15 protein-coding genes are annotated in these 16,677 nt (G+C 72.9%); 4 read left to right on the top strand and 11 right to left on the bottom strand.

Going from position 1 to position 16,677, the window contains the following annotated elements; translation table 11 throughout:
* Window positions 1-132: 132 nt before the first annotated feature.
* The 8 genes from ACZ6QO_RS00895 to ACZ6QO_RS00860 all read right to left on the bottom strand — a co-directional run bounded on the left by ACZ6QO_RS00895 (window position 133) and on the right by ACZ6QO_RS00860 (window position 8,165).
* Window positions 133-951 carry a carbon-nitrogen hydrolase family protein gene (locus tag ACZ6QO_RS00895; protein ID WP_465846386.1) on the bottom strand — a complete coding sequence of 273 codons (819 nt, stop codon included), beginning with the start codon at window positions 949-951 and terminating at the stop codon, window positions 133-135.
* A gap of 3 nt (window positions 952-954) precedes the next feature.
* Window positions 955-1,815: a carbon-nitrogen hydrolase family protein gene (locus tag ACZ6QO_RS00890; protein ID WP_465846385.1), complete on the bottom strand. Its 861-nt coding sequence runs from the start codon at window positions 1,813-1,815 to the stop codon at window positions 955-957.
* A complete protein-coding gene (locus ACZ6QO_RS00885; protein WP_465846383.1) occupies window positions 1,812-3,314 on the bottom strand; it encodes an MSMEG_0567/sll0787 family protein in 1,503 nt (500 codons plus the stop codon). Before ACZ6QO_RS00885 ends, ACZ6QO_RS00890 begins: the two co-directional genes overlap by 4 nt.
* 75 nt (window positions 3,315-3,389) lie before the next feature.
* Window positions 3,390-4,442 (bottom strand): MSMEG_0568 family radical SAM protein, encoded by a 1,053-nt coding sequence (locus tag ACZ6QO_RS00880; protein ID WP_465846381.1) that lies wholly within the window; start codon window positions 4,440-4,442, stop codon window positions 3,390-3,392.
* A gap of 9 nt (window positions 4,443-4,451) precedes the next feature.
* Window positions 4,452-4,973, bottom strand: coding sequence for an MSMEG_0572/Sll0783 family nitrogen starvation response protein (locus tag ACZ6QO_RS00875; RefSeq protein WP_465846379.1), 522 nt, complete (start codon window positions 4,971-4,973; stop codon window positions 4,452-4,454).
* A gap of 149 nt (window positions 4,974-5,122) precedes the next feature.
* A complete protein-coding gene (locus tag ACZ6QO_RS00870) occupies window positions 5,123-5,938 on the bottom strand; it encodes an amidohydrolase family protein (protein WP_465846377.1) in 816 nt (271 codons plus the stop codon).
* 3 nt (window positions 5,939-5,941) lie between these two features.
* Entirely contained in the window at window positions 5,942-7,363 is a 1,422-nt protein-coding gene (locus ACZ6QO_RS00865) for an MSMEG_0569 family flavin-dependent oxidoreductase (protein WP_465846375.1), read from the bottom strand.
* Between the two features lie 448 nt (window positions 7,364-7,811).
* Window positions 7,812-8,165, bottom strand: a complete 354-nt coding sequence (locus tag ACZ6QO_RS00860; protein ID WP_465846373.1) for a tetratricopeptide repeat protein — start codon at window positions 8,163-8,165, stop codon at window positions 7,812-7,814.
* Between the two features lie 250 nt (window positions 8,166-8,415).
* On the opposite strand from ACZ6QO_RS00860, the gene ACZ6QO_RS00855 reads away from it, so the two are divergent.
* From ACZ6QO_RS00855 to ACZ6QO_RS00840, 4 genes are all read left to right on the top strand, one after another.
* Window positions 8,416-9,333 carry an ABC transporter ATP-binding protein gene (locus ACZ6QO_RS00855; protein ID WP_465846372.1) on the top strand — a complete coding sequence of 306 codons (918 nt, stop codon included), beginning with the start codon at window positions 8,416-8,418 and terminating at the stop codon, window positions 9,331-9,333.
* Between the two features lie 67 nt (window positions 9,334-9,400).
* Window positions 9,401-10,105: an ABC transporter permease gene (locus ACZ6QO_RS00850; protein WP_465846370.1), complete on the top strand. Its 705-nt coding sequence runs from the start codon at window positions 9,401-9,403 to the stop codon at window positions 10,103-10,105.
* Between the two features lie 3 nt (window positions 10,106-10,108).
* Entirely contained in the window at window positions 10,109-11,569 is a 1,461-nt protein-coding gene (locus ACZ6QO_RS00845; protein ID WP_465846369.1) for a sensor histidine kinase, read from the top strand.
* A 10-nt stretch (window positions 11,570-11,579) separates the two neighbouring features.
* On the top strand, window positions 11,580-12,230 hold the full coding sequence (locus ACZ6QO_RS00840; RefSeq protein WP_465846368.1) for a response regulator: 651 nt from the start codon (window positions 11,580-11,582) through the stop codon (window positions 12,228-12,230).
* Between the two features lie 200 nt (window positions 12,231-12,430).
* On the opposite strand, the gene ACZ6QO_RS00835 is transcribed toward ACZ6QO_RS00840, so the two are convergent.
* The 3 genes from ACZ6QO_RS00835 to ACZ6QO_RS00825 are packed head-to-tail and all read right to left on the bottom strand — an operon-like array spanning window position 12,431 to window position 16,672.
* Window positions 12,431-13,984 (bottom strand): serine/threonine-protein kinase, encoded by a 1,554-nt coding sequence (locus tag ACZ6QO_RS00835; RefSeq protein WP_465846366.1) that lies wholly within the window; start codon window positions 13,982-13,984, stop codon window positions 12,431-12,433.
* 43 nt (window positions 13,985-14,027) lie between these two features.
* The gene (locus ACZ6QO_RS00830; RefSeq protein ID WP_465846364.1) at window positions 14,028-15,968 is read right to left on the bottom strand and encodes an HsdM family class I SAM-dependent methyltransferase; all 1,941 of its coding nucleotides are present in this window, start codon (window positions 15,966-15,968) and stop codon (window positions 14,028-14,030) included.
* Window positions 15,965-16,672, bottom strand: coding sequence for a M48 family metallopeptidase (locus ACZ6QO_RS00825; RefSeq protein ID WP_465846362.1), 708 nt, complete (start codon window positions 16,670-16,672; stop codon window positions 15,965-15,967). Before ACZ6QO_RS00825 ends, ACZ6QO_RS00830 begins: the two co-directional genes overlap by 4 nt.
* Between the last annotated feature and the right edge of the window lie 5 nt (window positions 16,673-16,677).

Below are 16,677 nucleotides of genomic sequence, written 5' to 3'. Positions count from 1 at the left end.
CTTATGCGCGCCACGGCGCCACCCGCCTCTTCCGCTGCACGGAGCCGCCCGGCTTCATCGACGGCTTCCACGCTCCGCGGCGCCACCCGGCCTCATCGGCGACTCTCCCGCGCTCTATGGCGGCGGCCGGTCTCATCGGTAGCTCTCCGGGCGCAGTTCGTCGACGTGCTTGAGCACCCGCCGCGCGGTGGCGATCTCCGCGGCCACGTCGACCTCGGCGACCGCGAGCCCCGCCTTGGACCAGGTGCGGGCGAGGACGTCCCCGCCGGGGCCGACCACCTTGGCCTGCCCCAGGAAGCGCATCCCGCCCATCGCGCCGGTCTGGTTGGAGGAGGCCAGCACGACCTGGTTCTCCGCCGCCCGCGCGCAGTCGTACAGGTCGAACAGGCGGGACTGGCGGTCCTGCGCCATCCGCGGGGCCCGGTTGGTGATGCTGGTCGGCCAGGCGGACAGGCAGGCGAGGATCTCGGCGCCGTCCAGGGCCAGCGACCGCGCCGACTCGGGGAAGGTCTTGTCGTAGTCGATGAGCATGCCGACGCGGCCCACCGGCGTGTCGAAGGCGTCGAACCGGTCGCCGGCGGCGTAGGCGGCGGCCTCCCCGGCCGGCAGGTGCACCTTTCGGTGCCGTCCGAGCACGCCGTCCCCGCTCAGGCACACCGCCGCGTTGTATCGGACCGGCCCCGCGTCCTCGCAGTACCCGACGCACAGCACCATCTCGCCGGCCAGCACGCCGAGCCGCTTGAAGATCGGGTCGTCCTTGTCCAGCGCCGGCGGGAGGGAGTCGGGGTCGGGGTGGCGCAGGTCGGCGAGGTAGCCGCCCAGCGACGCGTCCGGCAGGACCAGCAGCGCGGCGCCGGACGAGCGGGCGTCCGCCACGAGCTTGGCGATGCGCTGGACGTCGAACGCGAGGTCGCGCCCGAAGTGCGCGGACACCGCGGCGATGCGGACCACCGGTCAGCGCCCCACCGCGGCAGCGGACGCCGACGCGCCGTCGTCGCGGGCGTAGGCGTCCGGGCGGCGGTCGCGCAGGTGCCCCATGGAGCGGCGCGCGACGGCGAGCGCCGCCGGCACGTCCAGCTCGGCGACCGCGACGCCGCCGGACACTCCGGTGCGGGCGAGGACCTCCCCGCCCGGGCCGACGATCTTGGCGCTGCCGACGAACCGCAGCGAGCCGAAGGCGCCGGACTGGTTGGCCGACACCCAGACCACCTGGTTCTCCAGGGCCCGCGCCTGGTCGAACAGGTCGAAGCGCCGCGTCCAGCGGTCCTCGGCCAGGTCGGGCGCCGGGTCGGTGCGGCTGGCCGGCCACGCGGACGCGCACACGACGATCTCCGCGCCGTCCAGGGCCAGCGACCGCGCCGACTCGGGGAACGCCTTGTCGTAGCAGATCATCATGCCGAGCCGCCCGACCGGGGTGTCGAACGCCGCGAACCCGTCACCGGCCGCGAACAGGGCGTCCTCGCTCAGCGGCTGGTGGACCTTGCGGTGGTGGCCGAGCACGCCGTCGCCGGTCACGCACACGACGCTGTTGTACCGCCACGGCCCGGCGGCCTCGCAGTAGCCGGCGCAGACCACCATGTCACCCGCCATCGCCGCCAGCCGCCGGATCTGCGGCCCGTCCCGCTCGAACGCGGGCGGGACGTCACCGGCGTCGCCGTCCATGCTGAGCAGGTAGCCGCCCAGGCACGCCTCCGGCAGGGCGAGCAGCCCCAATCCCTGCGCGCGCGCCTCGGCCACCAGGTGCCCGACGCGCGCGAAGCACGCCTCCACGTCACGGTCGAACGGCGCCGCGACGGCGCCCATGCGCACCTTCATGCCCAGCCCTTCTCGCCCGCGGCGCCGAGCCCGGTCACCGGGCCGGCGATCGCCTCGGTCAGTTCGCCGTCCGGCCAGCGCAGCATGACCCCGCGCCCGGACGTCAGCTCGCCGCACGCGGCTCCGGTCGCCGGCCCCGCCGCGAGGCCGGGACGGCCGGGCTCGTCCGCGGTGAGCATCGCGAAGCCGGGGAAGCAGGTGAGCCAGTCGCCCATGGTCGCCGCGCCGGGACGGGGCACCGCGGCGACGTCCAGCACCGCGCCGCACCCCGACGCCTCGGCGAGCATGCCGAGCGTCCCGGCGACTCCGGCCATCGAGACGTCCTTGGCGGCCGCGGGACGGGCCGCCGCCACCGCGCCCAGCATGGCCCGCAGCTCAGGAGTGCGGCGGCGCGTCGTGGAGTCCCACTGCCGCCCGGTGTATCCGGGCCGCCAGCCGCCGCCCAGGTCGGCGGTGAGCCGCACGGCGTGGCCCGGACGGCCGCCGCCGCCCGGGACGGGACGCGGCGTACGGCCGAGCGCGGTGACCGACAGCGCCGCGGGCACGCCGAGCTGGGTGTGCCCGCCGAGCACCGGGACGTCGTACGCGGCGGCCGCGCGGCGCAGCCCGCCGAGCACGAGCTCGGCGGCGGCCACGTCCCGTGCCCCGAGCGCGTCGAGCAGGCCCACGGGAGCGGCGCCCATCGCGGCGAGGTCGTTGAGGTTGACCAGGACCGAGCACCACCCGGCCCAGCCGGGGTCGCGCTCCACCATGGACGGCAGGATCGCGTCGCAGGCCGCGACCAGGTCGCTGCCGGGCACCGGGGCCCCGTCGTCGCCGAGGAACCGCGGGCCTCCCGGGGCCATGCCGGCCAGCAGCGCGCCCAGCGCCCGCTTGGCGCCGTGGGCCAGGGCGGCGATCCGCCCGATCGGCCGGCGCATGAGCAGATGCGGGACGCCCGCCACCGGGGTCGCGCGCACGGTCCGCCAGCCGAGGCGGGTGAACATCCGCTCGGCGTGCGGCTGTACGGCGGCCTCGAAGCGGAGCGCGCCCGCGGCCTCCGCCCGCGCGCTCGCGGCCCGCACGAGCGCGGGCCCGATGCCGGAACCGCCCCGCTCGGCGGGGTCGACGGCCAGGCGTCCGCCCCGCCACCAGCCGATGTCCGGGCCGTCCGCGGCGGGGCCGAGGCGGACGCCGCCGAGCACGGCGCCCGCGCGGTTCCTCGCCACCAGCACCACGGTGCGCGGGTCGAAGTCGTGGTCGTCCAGGTCGTGGCCGTGGAACAGTCCCTGCTCCTCGACGAAGACCTGCTTGCGCAGCGCCCGGTAGGCCGCGAGCCCGGCGCGGTCGGCCTCCTCGACCAGAACGTACGGCCGCCGCCGTCCGAGCAGCACATCACAGACCGGGTCACCGGCCGCCCGCGACGGCGTCCCCGGCGGGCCGCCGGCGAGGTCGCGCGGTCGTACCTGCCGCCGGGACGTGCCGAGCAGCACCTCCCCCAGGCCGGACGCCGTCGTCATCGGCCCCTCGCCCGGGTCACGGAGCCGTGCGAGGACCTCGTCGTCATGGAGTGGTGCGGCGGTCTCATGGGCGCCTCACCCGCCGGCCACGGCGAGGGCGCTGCACGCCCCGCAGGCGGCGCATCCCGCCCGCTGGTCGGCGCCGGCCATGCCGGCGGCGCGCAGCAGCGCCGCCACCCGCTCGGTGACCTGCCGGACGACCTGCGGCGACGGGGCCGGCGAGCCGTCCCGGGCCGCCGGTGAGCCCTTCAGCGGGCGGAAGGGCACGACGAACGGGTAGACGCCGCGCTCGATCAGCTCCGCGGCCCCGGCGACCAGCTCGTCCGGGTCCTCGCCGAGGCCGACGAGCAGGTAGGTGGAGACGCGGTTGCGGCCGAACACGCGCACCGCCTCCGCCCACGCGGCGTCGTACGCCGCCCGGGGAACGCTCGCCTTGCCCGGCGTCCACCGCCGGCGGACCGCCTCGTCCAGCGACTCGATGTGCACGCCGATCGCGGTCGCCCCCGCCTCCCTGAGCGTCGCGATCCACGACAGGTCGGCGGGCGGCTCGCACTGCACCTGGATCGGCAGGCCGGGGACCGCCTCCAGGACGGCCCGGACCGACCGGGCGAGGACCCGCGCGCCCCGGTCGGGTCCGGAGGTGGTGCCGGTGGTCATCACCATCTGCCGCACCCCGTCCAGGCGCACCGCCGCCTCGGCGACCTCGGCGAGCTGCGCCGGGGTCTTGGCGGCGACGGTGGCGCCCGTCCTGAGGGACTCCTCGACGGTGCAGAACCGGCACCGGTCGGCCTCGCCGTACCGGACACAGGTCTGCACGACGGTGGTGGCCAGCACGTCGGCGCCGTGCAACCTGGCGATCTTCTCGTACGGGACGCCGTCGGCGGTGACCAGGTCGTAGAAGCGGGGCCGCGGCACCGGCAGGACCGGCACGCCGAGATCGGTCTCCCCCAGCCACAAGCTGCCGTCGCGGACGATGTACGGACTTTCGGGGTTCAACGGGATCGCCGCGCCGGCGCCACCCATGATCAGGTGGCCGTCGTCGCTCGGCCCCGCCCCGCCGGCGCGGCGTACCGGAGCGTCCGCGCGGACGCCCCTGATCGCCACGTCGACCCTGGTACCGACGCTCACGCGGACCTCCTAGAACATGTAGGTCGAGTTGATGATCGCGCCCTTGCGGCCGTAGTGGATCAGGGCGTCCTGCACGTCCAGCGGGTGCGTGGGGATGACGCCCTCGATCAGGTCCTCCTCGCGGGCGCCGTGCAGGGACAGGCCGAAGCGGCAGCAGTAGACCTTGCCGCCCTCCTGGATGAAGGTCTTGAGCGAGTTGTTGATGTTGTGCTCGCCGGGGAAGGCGGAGTTGCCCGTGGTGGGGAAGCCCCGGGTGGCCAGGCAGTTCAGCGAGCCCGGCCCGTAGAAGTAGATGGCCGACTCGAAGCCCTTCCGCAGCGCCCTGGTGGCCTGCAGGATCGCCACGAAGCTGACCGACGACTCATGGGCGATGCCGTGCACGAGCGTGAAGTAGCACTCGCCGTCCTCCGCCTGGTAGTCGGGGAAGACCTTGGTGCCGCCGTAGAGGCTCGACCCCTCGGGCAGCGAGGGGTGCGGGATCTCCGTCAGGCTCTGCTTCTCGAGGTCGGTCAGGTCGGTCGTTTCCGCCATGGAGGTCTCCTTGTCGAAGGATCGAGGCCGAGGGGCCGGATGTCGGGGCCGGAGGTCGGGGGGCCGGAGGTCGGGGGGGCCGTCTGGTGGATGGGGGCCGTCAGGGCGTTCGCGGTGGTGGGCGGATCGGAGGGCCGGGGACGGGATGGTCAGCCGTAGAGCTTCCCGAAGGTGTCGTGGAAGATCAGCCGGGCCAGCTCGCCGTCGCCGACCGCCGCGCCGAGCCGGGCGCGCTCCCCGGTGAAGTCGCCCCACGGCTCGTCGCTGGCGAACAGCACCCGGTCGTGGCCGACGCCGCGGCGCTCGATCTCGCGGGCCAGCCACCGGGGCGCGAACCCGATCGCCCACGACAGGTCGGTGTAGACGCGCTTGCCCGCCGCGATCCAGTCGAAGAAGCGCGAGCCGGCGAGCTTGATGTGGCCGCTCATCCCACCGCCGAAGTGCACCAGGTGCACCGCGGTCTCGTCGCCGTACCACTCGACCAGGTGGCCGACCTCGTCGATGTCGGAGGCGGCGCCCGGCGAGGTGTGCACGTGGACGACGAGGTCGTGGGCGCGGGCGACCGCGAAGATCCGGTCCAGCGCGGGCCGGCAGGCCGGGTCGGTGGGCCTGCCGCCGAGCAGGAAGCTCAGTTTGAGCGCCCGCACGCCCCGCTCGCCGGCCAGCGCCAGCGCCGCCGCGGTGCGCTCGGCGTCCTGCGGCCGCGGCGAGACCCACAGCCCGCAGCGGACGCGCTCGTCGCGGGCCGCCGCCTCCAGGCACAGCTCGTTGAACCCGAAGGCGACCGCCGGGTCGGGCACCCCGTAGTTCGGCAGCACCAGCGCCCGCTCGGTGCCCTCGGCGTACAGGTCGTCCAGCAGCCCGTCCACGGTCGCCCGCGCGGTCACGTCGGGCCGTACCGGCGGGCCGCCGTAGAACGGGTAGGCGGGGAGCACGCCGAGGTGCCGATGCGCGTCGAAGACCATCGCTCAGCTCCCCAGCAGTTCGGGATGGACGAAGTACCGCCCGGCGTCCGCGGCCTGGTCCGGGCGCCGGCCGGCGGCGACGGGGGCGGCACGCGGGCGGGAGCGGGGCGCGGGGACGGAGCCGATGTGGCGGGCCAGGTGCTCGGCGTCGGCGGCGACGCCGGAGAACCGGCCCGACCCCCAGGTGTGCTGCCAGGGCAGCCCGAGGAAGTACAGCCCGCGCGCAGAGGTGACGCCGCGCTCGTGGACCGGATACCCGGTGCCGTCGAAGACCGGCACCCTGATCCACCGGTGGTCCGCGCGGAATCCGGTGCACCAGATCACCGAGGTGACGCGGCGCGCGTCCAGGCCGTCCGGTTCGCCGGAAGGCTCCCACACCGGCCGGTACCGGGCTTCGGCGGGCGCCTCGATGCCGCGGGCGGCGATGAAGGAGTCGATGGTGTCCTTGATGCTCTCGCACACCGCGTCGGCGTGGTCGAGGTTGCGCCGCAGGTCAGGGGCGAACCTGATCGTCCCGTCCTCGACGCCGGCGAGCCTGCCGTACAGGCGCATGCCGTCGCGGGCGAAGGCCCGCAGGTCGATGTCGCGCCCGCCGTCGCGCCCGGTGACGTAGTGGTTGGCGCGGGCCCGCACCCCGTCGGGGTCGGCGAAGGAGCCGATCGGCCGGTCGTAGTGGCCCATCAGGTCCAGCCACGCCACCACGTCCCTGCCCCGGTAGAACCGGGCGACGCGCGGCGCGGACCCCACGGCGAGATGCACGCGCCGTCCGTCCAGATGCAGGTCCTCGGCGATCTGGCAGCCGGACTGGCCGCTGCCGACGACGAGCACCTCGCCCGGCGGCAGCCGCCGGGAGTTGCGGTACTCGGCGGAGTGGAGCTGCGTCACGTGCGGAGGGAACCGCTCGGCCAGGCGCGGGATCACCGGCGTCTGGTACGGCCCGGTCGCCACCACCACCTGGCCGGCGGTGAACGTCCCCTGGTCGGTGCGGATCTCGAACCCGTCCGCCACGCTCGTCAGCCGGGTGGCGGAGACGCCTTCCAGCACGGGTGGCGCGAACGAGGCCGCGTAGTCCTGGAGGTACCGGACGATCTGGTCGCGTCCCATGAACCCGCCGGGGTCGTCGCCCGCGTACGGGAACCCCGGCAACCGGCACTGCCAGTTCGGCGTGACCAGGCAGAAGGAGTCCCACCTGCGGGAACGCCACTCGTGGCCCACCCGGTGCCGTTCGAGCACGACGTGGTCGACGCCGCGCCGCTTCAGGTGGTGACTCATCGCCAGCCCGGCCTGCCCACCGCCCACGACGACCACCGCATGACGCCCGCCACCCACCTCGGCCCGGCGCTCCCCACTCGCCTCGGCCCGACGCTCTTCGGGCATCTCGGCCCGGCGCTCGTCCGGCGTCCCCGCGGGACGGTCCCCGTTCACCGGCCGGGCCTTGCGGCCGTCACCGGGCCCTCGCCGGGGAACAGCGATCGGCCGGGCCGTCTGACCTGGGGGTACATCTCAGGCACGCGAGCCTCCTGTGAGGGAAGCGGCTCACCGGACCAGCGGTTCGCCACGGGTCCCAGTCCACTCCCCGGAGGTTTCCGACCCGTTCCATCCGGAACAAAGCGGAGTAACCGCGCCTTCACTCGCAGTGATTGTCCGTTATGACACCTCGCATTTCCCCGCGAATCGCTCCGTGAAAGCGCCACCGCGACGCACGCGCGTCCGCACAACCGGGACGCACGCGCGTCCGGCGAGAATCTCCGCCGAACACGACAACGGCCCCGCCGCCACCCGGCAGGGCCGTTCACACGGGCGAGACCCGCCTTCCCGGACGAAGTACGCCATCTCCGGCGAGACGCGCCACCTCAGGCGAGCCTCGCGCGCTTCAGGCGAGGTTCGCCGCGTACACCGACATGTCGGTCTCGCCGACCTGCTCGGCCCCCATGGCGTTCGCCAGCTTGCGGTAGCGCTCGGCCTCGTCGTGGCGGCTGCGGCGCTCCAGCGTCCGGGCCAGGGCCTCGTACGCCCAGCCGTTCGCCGGGTCCAGCTCAAGCAGGCGGCGGAAGGCCTCCTCGGCGCGCCCGAGCTGGGCGCTGTGGAAGTAGGCCCGGGCCAGCAGCTCGGCGGCGGCCCGGTTACCCGGCTCCGCCGCCACCAGCGGCGACAGTATGCGCGCCGCCTCGGGGTAGTCCCTCGCCTCGAAGTACAGACACCCGCGCTGGTACTCCTCGTAGCTCATCAGACCGTCTTCCCTTCCCGGCCCCGGCCGCTCAGCCCGGCGCCGACGCCCCCACAACACCGCCACCCGCTCCTGTCTTCCCCGGAGCCCTCCCGGCCGGCGACGAAGATCGGATAGCGGGAGCGGCGCGATCACAAATCGGGACGGCGCGGTATCCACCGATCGGTGGATTCGAAGGTGCACCGGATACGGCCGCGATGGTGGCCCGTAGGGCGATCCTAGGCGTGAGCTGGAAGAACATGCTTGAGGCATGGCAGTCATCGAGGTCACCGACCTCTCCAAGAGGTACGCGGGCCACACAGTCCTGGACGGCGTCTCGTTCTCCGTCGAGGAGGGCGAGATCTTCGGCCTCCTCGGCCCCAACGGCGCCGGCAAGACCACCACCGTCGAGTGCGTGGAGGGCCTGCGGCGGCCCGACGCCGGGTCGATCAGAGTCCTCGGGCTCGACCCGGTCAAGGACGGCCGCCCGCTGCGCGAGCGCATCGGCGTGCAGCTCCAGCACACGCAGCTACCGGAGAACATCAAGGTCTGGGAGGCGCTGGACCTGTACGCCTCGTTCTACGCCTCGCCGCGCGACTGGCGTGAGCTGCTGGAGCAGTGGGGGCTGTCCGACAAGCGCGACACCCGGTTCGGCCGGCTGTCGGGCGGCCAGAAGCAGCGGCTGTTCATCGCCCTCGCCCTGGTGGGCGGCCCGCGGGTGGCCTTCCTCGACGAGCTCACGACCGGGCTCGACCCGCAGGCCCGGCGGGCCACCTGGGAGCTCATCAAGCGGGTGCGGGCGTCCGGGGTGACCGTGGTCCTGGTCAGCCACTTCATGGACGAGGTCGAGGAGCTCTGCGACCGCGTCGCCGTCTTCGACCGGGGCGGCATCGTCGCGACCGGCACCCCGGCGGAGCTGATCGACGGGGTCGACGCCGACCACCGCATGCGCTTCACGATGATGACGGGGGAAGGCGCCGACCCGGTCGCCCTGCTGAGCGGGCTTCCCGGCGTGTCGGGAGTGACCCGCGACGGCGCCCGGGTGACCGTCACCGGGCGCGGCGACTTCGCCACCGCCGTCACCGCGGTCCTGGCCCGCAACCTCGTCCCGGTCGCCGACCTGCGCATCGACAAGCGCACCTTGGAAGACGCCTTCGTCGCCCTGACCGGCCGCTCCTTCAACCCCTGAGCCCCCGCACCCCCCGCAGCCGCCCCGGCCCCCACCCGCTTCCCGTCCTCAGATGGAGACCCCCCACATGACCGTCGTCACGAAGCTCACCACCGTCGAGCTCAAGCTGCTGGCACGCGAACCCGGCTCGATCTTCTCGATCCTCATCCCGCTGTTCATCCTGGTCGTCTTCGGCAGCTCGATCGCTCCGGGCGACACGGTGCTCCTGCCGATGACGCTGGCGATCGCCGTGGGACTCGTGAGCCTGTACCAGTTGCCGACCACCCTGGCCACCTATCGGGAGCGGGGCATCCTGCGCCGGCTCTCCACCACCCCCGTACGGCCCGCGAGCATGCTGTTCGTGCAGCTCATCCTGCAGTTCGTCCTCGCGCTGGTCTCCTGCGCCCTGCTGGTGGCCGTCGCGGGCGCCTTCCTCGGCGCGAGCATCCCCTCGCGGGCGCTGCCGGCCGCCGCCGCCTTCCTGCTCGGAACCGCCGCGATGTTCGCGATCGGCCTGCTCATCGCGGCCGTGGCCGCGAACGGGCGCACCGCCAACGGGGTGGGCGTGCTGCTGTACTTCCCGATGGCCTACCTCGCCGGGTTGATCCAACCTTCGGACAAAATGCCCGTTATCCTGGCTCGCGTCGGCGAGTTCACCCCCCTGGGCGCTTTCCGGCAGACCCTCCAGGACGTCTGGGCCGGCGCCTCGCCGGCCCCCCTGCCGATGGGCGTCATGGTCGTGTACGCGCTGGTCGTCAGCGTCGCCGCGGCCCGGTTCTTCCGCTGGGAGTGAGCGATGACGACGGAGACGGGCGCACGCCTGGACCGCTGGGAAGATCACATGGACCGCCTTCTGCCGGCCGTGCCGTACCTCCTGCTGGCGATCTCGACGGCGCTGTCCTGGCTCACGGGCGGCGACCGTCCGTGGACGTACCACCTCGTCACGCTCAGCCTCGCCGCGCTGGCCGCGGCGTGGATCCGCCTGACGGCCGCCCGTCACCCGGCCGTCTACGTGACGGGCCTGATGATCCTGATCGCGGTGCTCTGCACGCGCGGTGTGTGGTTCGCCGGCTTCTTCGCCTTCGTCGGATACCTCCACTCCTGGTGGATGCTGAAGGGCTGGTGGAGGTTCGCCGGAGTGGCCGCCACGGCGGCGATCAGCGTGTCGGCGTACACCGGCGGGCCGCCCGAGCCCACGGCGTCCTCGATCCTCGCCCATCTCGTCTTCACCGCCGCGATCGTGGCCGTGGTCAGCCTGTTCAGCATCTTCGGCGACGTGACGGCCGAGCGCAGCGCCGAGCGGAAGTCGATGGTGGCCCGGCTCGAAGAGACGATGCGGGAGAACGCCGGCCTGCACGCCCAGCTCCTCGTCCAGGCCCGCGAGGCGGGGGTGCTGGACGAGCGCCAGCGCATGGCCGAGGAGATCCACGACACGCTCGCCCAGGGCCTGACCGGCATCATCACCCAGCTCCAGGCCGCCGTGCACGCCCAGGCGGATCCCTCGGTTTGGCGGCGGCACGTCGACACCGCGACCCGCCTGGCCCGTGAGAGCCTCGTCGAGGCCCGCAGGTCCGTGCACGCCGTCCGGCCCGGGCCGCTGGAGTCGGCCCCGCTGCCCGCCGCGCTCGCGGAGATCGCCGCCGGCTGGTCGGAGGCGAACGCCGTGCGCGCCGAGGTCACCACGACCGGCACCGCGCGCCCGCTGCACCCCGAGGTGGAGGCCACGCTGCTGCGCGTCGCCCAGGAGGCCCTGGCCAACATCGCCAAGCACGCCGGGGCGTCCCGCGCCGGGCTCACGCTGTCGTACATGGAGGACGTGGTCGGCCTGGACGTGCGCGACGACGGCGCCGGATTCGACCCGGCGCGGGCGGCCGGCGGGGGCGGCTTCGGCCTGGCGTCGATGCGCGGGCGGGTCACCCGCCTGGCGGGCGCCTTCGAGGTGGAGTCCGAGCCCGGCGCCGGCACGGCCATCTCCGCCGTCGTCCCCGCCATCGCCGCCCCACCCGCCACCCCCGAGGAGACCCTCGTCCCCGCCTCCGCTGAGCAGACCCACGTGCCCGCCACCCCCGAGCAGACCCGCGTCCCCGCCTCCGCTGAGCAGACCCGCGTGCCCGCAACCCCCGAGCAGACCCGCGTCCCCGCCGCCGCTGAGGAGACTGCCGTGCCCGCCATCGCTGAGGATGACGTGAACGCGTCCCCTGAGGAGACCCCCGTGCCCGACCGCCCCGTCCGCCCGCCGACGGCCGGCCACCTCTGAGGAGACCCGCGTGCCCGACTCCCCCATCCGGCTGCTGATCGCCGACGACCACCCCGTCGTCAGGGACGGCATCCGCGGCATGTTCACCGGCGATCCCCGCTTCGAGGTGCTCGCCGAGGCCGACGACGGCGTCCAGGCCGTCGAGCTGGCGCGGGCGCTGGAGCCCGACGTGATCCTCATGGACCTGCGGATGCCCAGGATGGACGGGGTCACGGCCATCAGGGAACTCGCCAGGCTGGGCCTGCGGGCGCGCGTGCTCGTCCTCACCACCTACGACACCGACCGCGACGTGCTGCCCGCCATCGAGGCCGGCGCGACCGGCTACCTGCTGAAGGACACCCTGCGGGACGAACTCGTACGCGCCGTGGCCGCGGCCGCCCGGGGCGAGGCCGCGCTCGCGCCGTCGGTGGCCACCCGCCTGCTCGGCCAGGTTCGCGCCCCCGCCGACCAGCTCAGCGCGCGAGAGCTGGAGATCCTGAACCTGGTCGCCCAGGGCACCACGAACCGCGAGGCCGCCACCCGCCTGTTCATCAGCGAGGCCACCGTCAAGACGCACATGCTGCACATCTACGCCAAACTCGACGTCAACGACCGGGCGGCGGCGGTCGCCGTCGCCTACCAGCGCGGCCTCCTCCCCCTGCGACCCCCCACCACCCCATGACACCGCCGCCCATCACAGCGGCGGGCCGAGCTGGATCCTGACGGTGTCGTCGTGGCGGACGACGATCGTCTGCTCCACCCCTGCTTCCACGTCCACAAGACCCGGAGGAGGCGGTCCCCCGAGGTGAGCAGGATCCGGACAGCATGCGCGAAGCCCTCCAACAGGCAGGTTGATGCACAGCCGTCCCAGCGCTCGCTCCGCTAGAAAGTGAGACGGGCGAGGCTGTCGCGGACTCTGATGGTCGCCGGATGGTCGGAGCCGTAAAGGCGGATGAGATCGTCGAGTAGGTCCGAGAGGGTCCGGCGGGCGGAGTCGATGTCGCCCGCGCTCTTCTCCAACTCGCCGATCTGCCGTCGCAGTTCCAGGGTTCGCGGGTCGTCGACCGGATAGGCGTGCATCTCGTCGAACAGCAGGTCGTTCAACATCTGGAGTGCGAGCACGCTGTCACCAAGGTGCGCATGGCAGATGGCCTCCTGCATACGGCATTGGAAAACCCGCTCGTCGTCGGCGGTGTACCGCTTCGCCAGATCATCGGCGAGCCGGTGGAACTCCGGAGCCGCCCGACGGTGGTCGCCCGCCTCGAACAGCACATTGGCGAGATGCGTGCGCAGGCTGAGCACTTCCACGTCCTCAGGGCCGAGAGCCTTGCTCGCGGGCTCGGCCACGGCGGCGAGCACCTCGACGGCCTGGCTGTAGCGGGATTCTCGTACAAGGGACGCCGCCTCGCGCCGGGCCCGTTCGATGTCGCCCCTGCTGAAGTCGGTGCCACCCCACCCCGAAGGCTGCGCGGACAACCGCGCGGCCTGGCCGGCCGTCGCGTCAGGACGGTTCAGCATGCGGCCGACCACCTGCGCGTACATGCGCAGGGGGCTTGGACCTCTCGCCGTCACGCCGAGAAGGGGACCTACTCCTGTCACAAGAGGAAGCAGCAGGTCATGGACGGTGGCGGCATCCGACGGCCGGTCCTCCACCCGCTTCGCCAACATCGACAGGATGAGTTCGTCCAATTCGGGTGGCACGTCGGGACGGAGCGACCGTACCTGGGCCGGCGCGCTCTGGATCTGCTGCTCGAAGACGCTGTATTCGGTCCTGCCCGTGAAGAGCCTGCTGCCGGTGCACAACTCGTACAGCACACACCCGAGGGCATAAAGATCGGTCTGCGGTGCGAGGGTCCCCGCACGGATCTGCTCCGGCGGCATGTAAGAAGCGGTGCCCAGTGTCTGGCCGGAGCGGGTGAGCCGTGACAGCGCCGGGTCATGAAGCACCGCCAGACCGAAGTCGAGCACCTTCAGCGTGCCGTCAGGGCAGAGCATGAGGTTGGCGGGTTTGAGATCTCGATGGAGGATCGATCGGTCATGGGCGGCGCTGAGCACTGCCGCCACCTGAGCTCCGATCGCGGCGACCCAGCCGATCGGCAGCGGCCCCTGCTCGTCGATGAGGTGGTCGAGCGTGACCCCGTCGACGAACTGCATCACGATGAACAGCCGGGGCCCGCGGAGCGGATCGCGGAATGTTCCCGCGTCGTGGATGGCCGGTATTCCGGGGTGGTCCAGCCTGGCCATGATCATCGCTTCGTGCATGAACCTGCGTTCCAGGCCCGCGTCCGGGACGCCGTCGGGAAAACGGACGAACTTGACGGCGACCCGGCGGTCCAGGCGTTTGTCGAAGCCGCCCCATACTTCCCCCATGCCTCCCCTGCCGAGGGGCATCTGGTCCAGCTCATACCGGCCGAGGATCAGCACGCGTTCAGCCACCACGCCTCCGGGCGACAACAAGGGGGTCTACGGGGTAAGGGATCTAGCCGGGCCGCAGCGTGCCTTCGAGAAGACCGTCGACACCCGACCGGATCAGGGCCTCACTGGCCGTTCCGATCTCCCGGACGGCGTCCTCGAAGATCTGGAGCCGGTGGAAGGTCTCCCCGTACACCCGTTGTTCGTCCATGGGCAGCCGGGGCAGCCGGGCGCGACGGGGGTCGATGCGACCCGAGGAACCTGGACGCGTGCTCGTCTCACTGATGCGGCGAAGGCATCCGGCGAGGAACCGCGGGTCGAGCCGCTCGGGGTCGGCACGGAAAAGCAGCAGCTCAGGCCCGAGAAGGGCTCCGCCCTTCGCCATCACGCGGGCGGCGGTGTCGCGCCGATGGACGAGCGGGCAGACGACGTCCCCGGGTTCGATGACGACCCGCTCATGCGCGTCCGTCGTCCTCCTGCTGGCCGCGCGGCCGAGCAGGAGGTCCTTGACCGTCAGAACGGGAACACCGTCCTCTTCGAAGGCCATCTTGAGCGGCCCCTGGAAGACCGTCATCACCCCGGCCCTGACGAGCTCTCCCACCGTGGCCATGGGCAGCTCACGCCGTTCGGTCAACGGTGTCAGGTCCGGAACACCGAGCCGGGCGATCGCCGCCACCGCCTTGTCTCTGATGGCGCTGAACGCGGACGCCTCCGTGAGACCCGGGTCGCTCACTCGATGAGCGGGGGTGAGCGACACCTCCTCGTCGAGCAGGTCGATGATCCGGGCGGTACGGGCGGCGTCCGGCAGTTCACCGCCCTCGATGTAGGCCCGCCAGGCCGCGTCGGCGACGGCCAGGTCCTCACCGGCGTTCACCAGGAGAACATTGGAAGGAGGCTGCTCGTCCTGCTCCGGACGGCGCAGCACCCATAGGTCAGGCGCTCCACTGGACGCGGGCGCGGCGCCGGCCGCCAGCGAGATGATCGCCCGCGTCACCCCCGCGCGCAGCAGGTTGCCACGGATCCGGCGGCCCGAACGACGGCTCGCCGCGACTCCCGGCATCATGATGACCACCAGCCCGCCCGGTCGCACGTGGCTGAGGCAGTGCTGAACCCAGGCCAGTTCGGACTCGCCGCGCGGCGGCAGGCCGTACTGCCAGCGCGGGTCGCCGGCCAGTTCCTCGTATCCCCAGCCCCGGTCGTTGAACGGCGGGTTGCAGACCACCGCGTCCGCCTGCTGCCGGGGAAAGGCGTCTGCCCGGAGTGAATCACCCGCCGTGATGACGGCGTCGGCGCCGTGCAACAGCAGCCGGATCGCGGTCAGCCGTGCCGCGCTCTGATTGATGTCCTGTCCGAGGACGCGGGAGCCCTCAGCGGCGATCAACAGAGTGCCGATGCCGCATGCCGGGTCCAGCACCGTCCTGCCGGACGTCTCTGCCAGCCGGGTCATCAGCCCGGCCACGTCGGGCGGGGTGGCGAGCAGCCGACGGGAGTGCAGGTCGGTGTAGCGGTCGCAGATCTGGTCGAAGGTCTCGACGGGCCCCTGTTCGGCCGCGACATCCGCCAGAGCGCGGATGACGTCCGCTTCGACGCCCGGTGCCTCCGGCGGCCCTCCGGGCAGTTCCGGGACCGCTTCCCCGACGGCCACGGGGAGTCGCCCGAGCAGCTCGCGATCGGTGCAGGTGGACAGCGTGATCCAACCGGACGGGTCGCGCTGGAGGTACAGCAGGAAGGCGCCGGCGTAGCCGACCGCGTCGCCCAGCCGAAGGTCGTCGCCTGCGCCGCGCATCAGTTGCCAGGCCCGTTCCAGCGGCGGCACCTCGACATACCTGTCGTGGCGGCGCAGCCATCGCTCCACTTCCACCAGGGAGAACGCCGGACTCGTCGCCGTGCCGCCGACCGGCTCGGGGAAGTCGTCGAACCGCTTGCGCCAGTTGCTGACGGCCGCGCGTCCGACGTCGGCGAGGCGTGCGATCTCCGCCGCGGTGACGGTGACCTCGTCGCGCATCATCGTCCTTCTTCCGGCAGCCACAGGTCGGGGCCGAGTCGGCGCAGGTGCTCGCGATGACGCTGAAAGTCCGGCATCGCCCGTTCGACCAGCCGCCAGAACTCCTCACCGTGATCGTGCCGGAGCAGATGGGCCAGCTCGTGCGCCAGAACGTAGTCGATCAGCGTGGGAGGCAGTTGCATCGTCGCCCAGTGGATGTTCACCGTGCCCGACGGCGAGCACGAACCCCAGCGGTAGCCGAGCGGCAGCACCCGCAGACCGGAAACCTCGACTCCGAGCCGCTCGGCCCACGGCCGGACGCGGCGCCGCAGCCAGGCCTCCCCCACCCGGCGGTACCAGCGGACCAGCTCCGGCGCCCCGCCACCGCGGCCCAGCTCCAGCCGCCCGCGCACCAGCCGCACATCACCAGGCCGGTCGACGACGCGCAGCCGGTAGGACCTGCCGAGGTAGGGAAACCCCTCGCCGGACACGTACTCGCGCGCGGGCCGCGGCGCACCGAACTCGCGCCGCTCGGCGAGCTTTCCGTACAGCCAGGACCGCTTGGCCCTGACGACCTTGGCCAGTTCGTCCCGTGACACCTCTGGTGGCACGACCGCGGTCACCGAGGAGTCCCGCTCGACGGTGAGGCGCACGCTTCTGCGGCGCTCGCTCACCGACACGCTCACGTCGAGGTCGCCGACGCGCAGGACCCCCGGAAACTCGCTCACGGCCA

It is taken from the genome of Sphaerisporangium sp. NPDC049457 (genome assembly GCF_055586705.1).
Note: the sequence above shows the minus strand (reverse complement) of the source record. Positions and strands in the feature narration are given on the sequence as shown.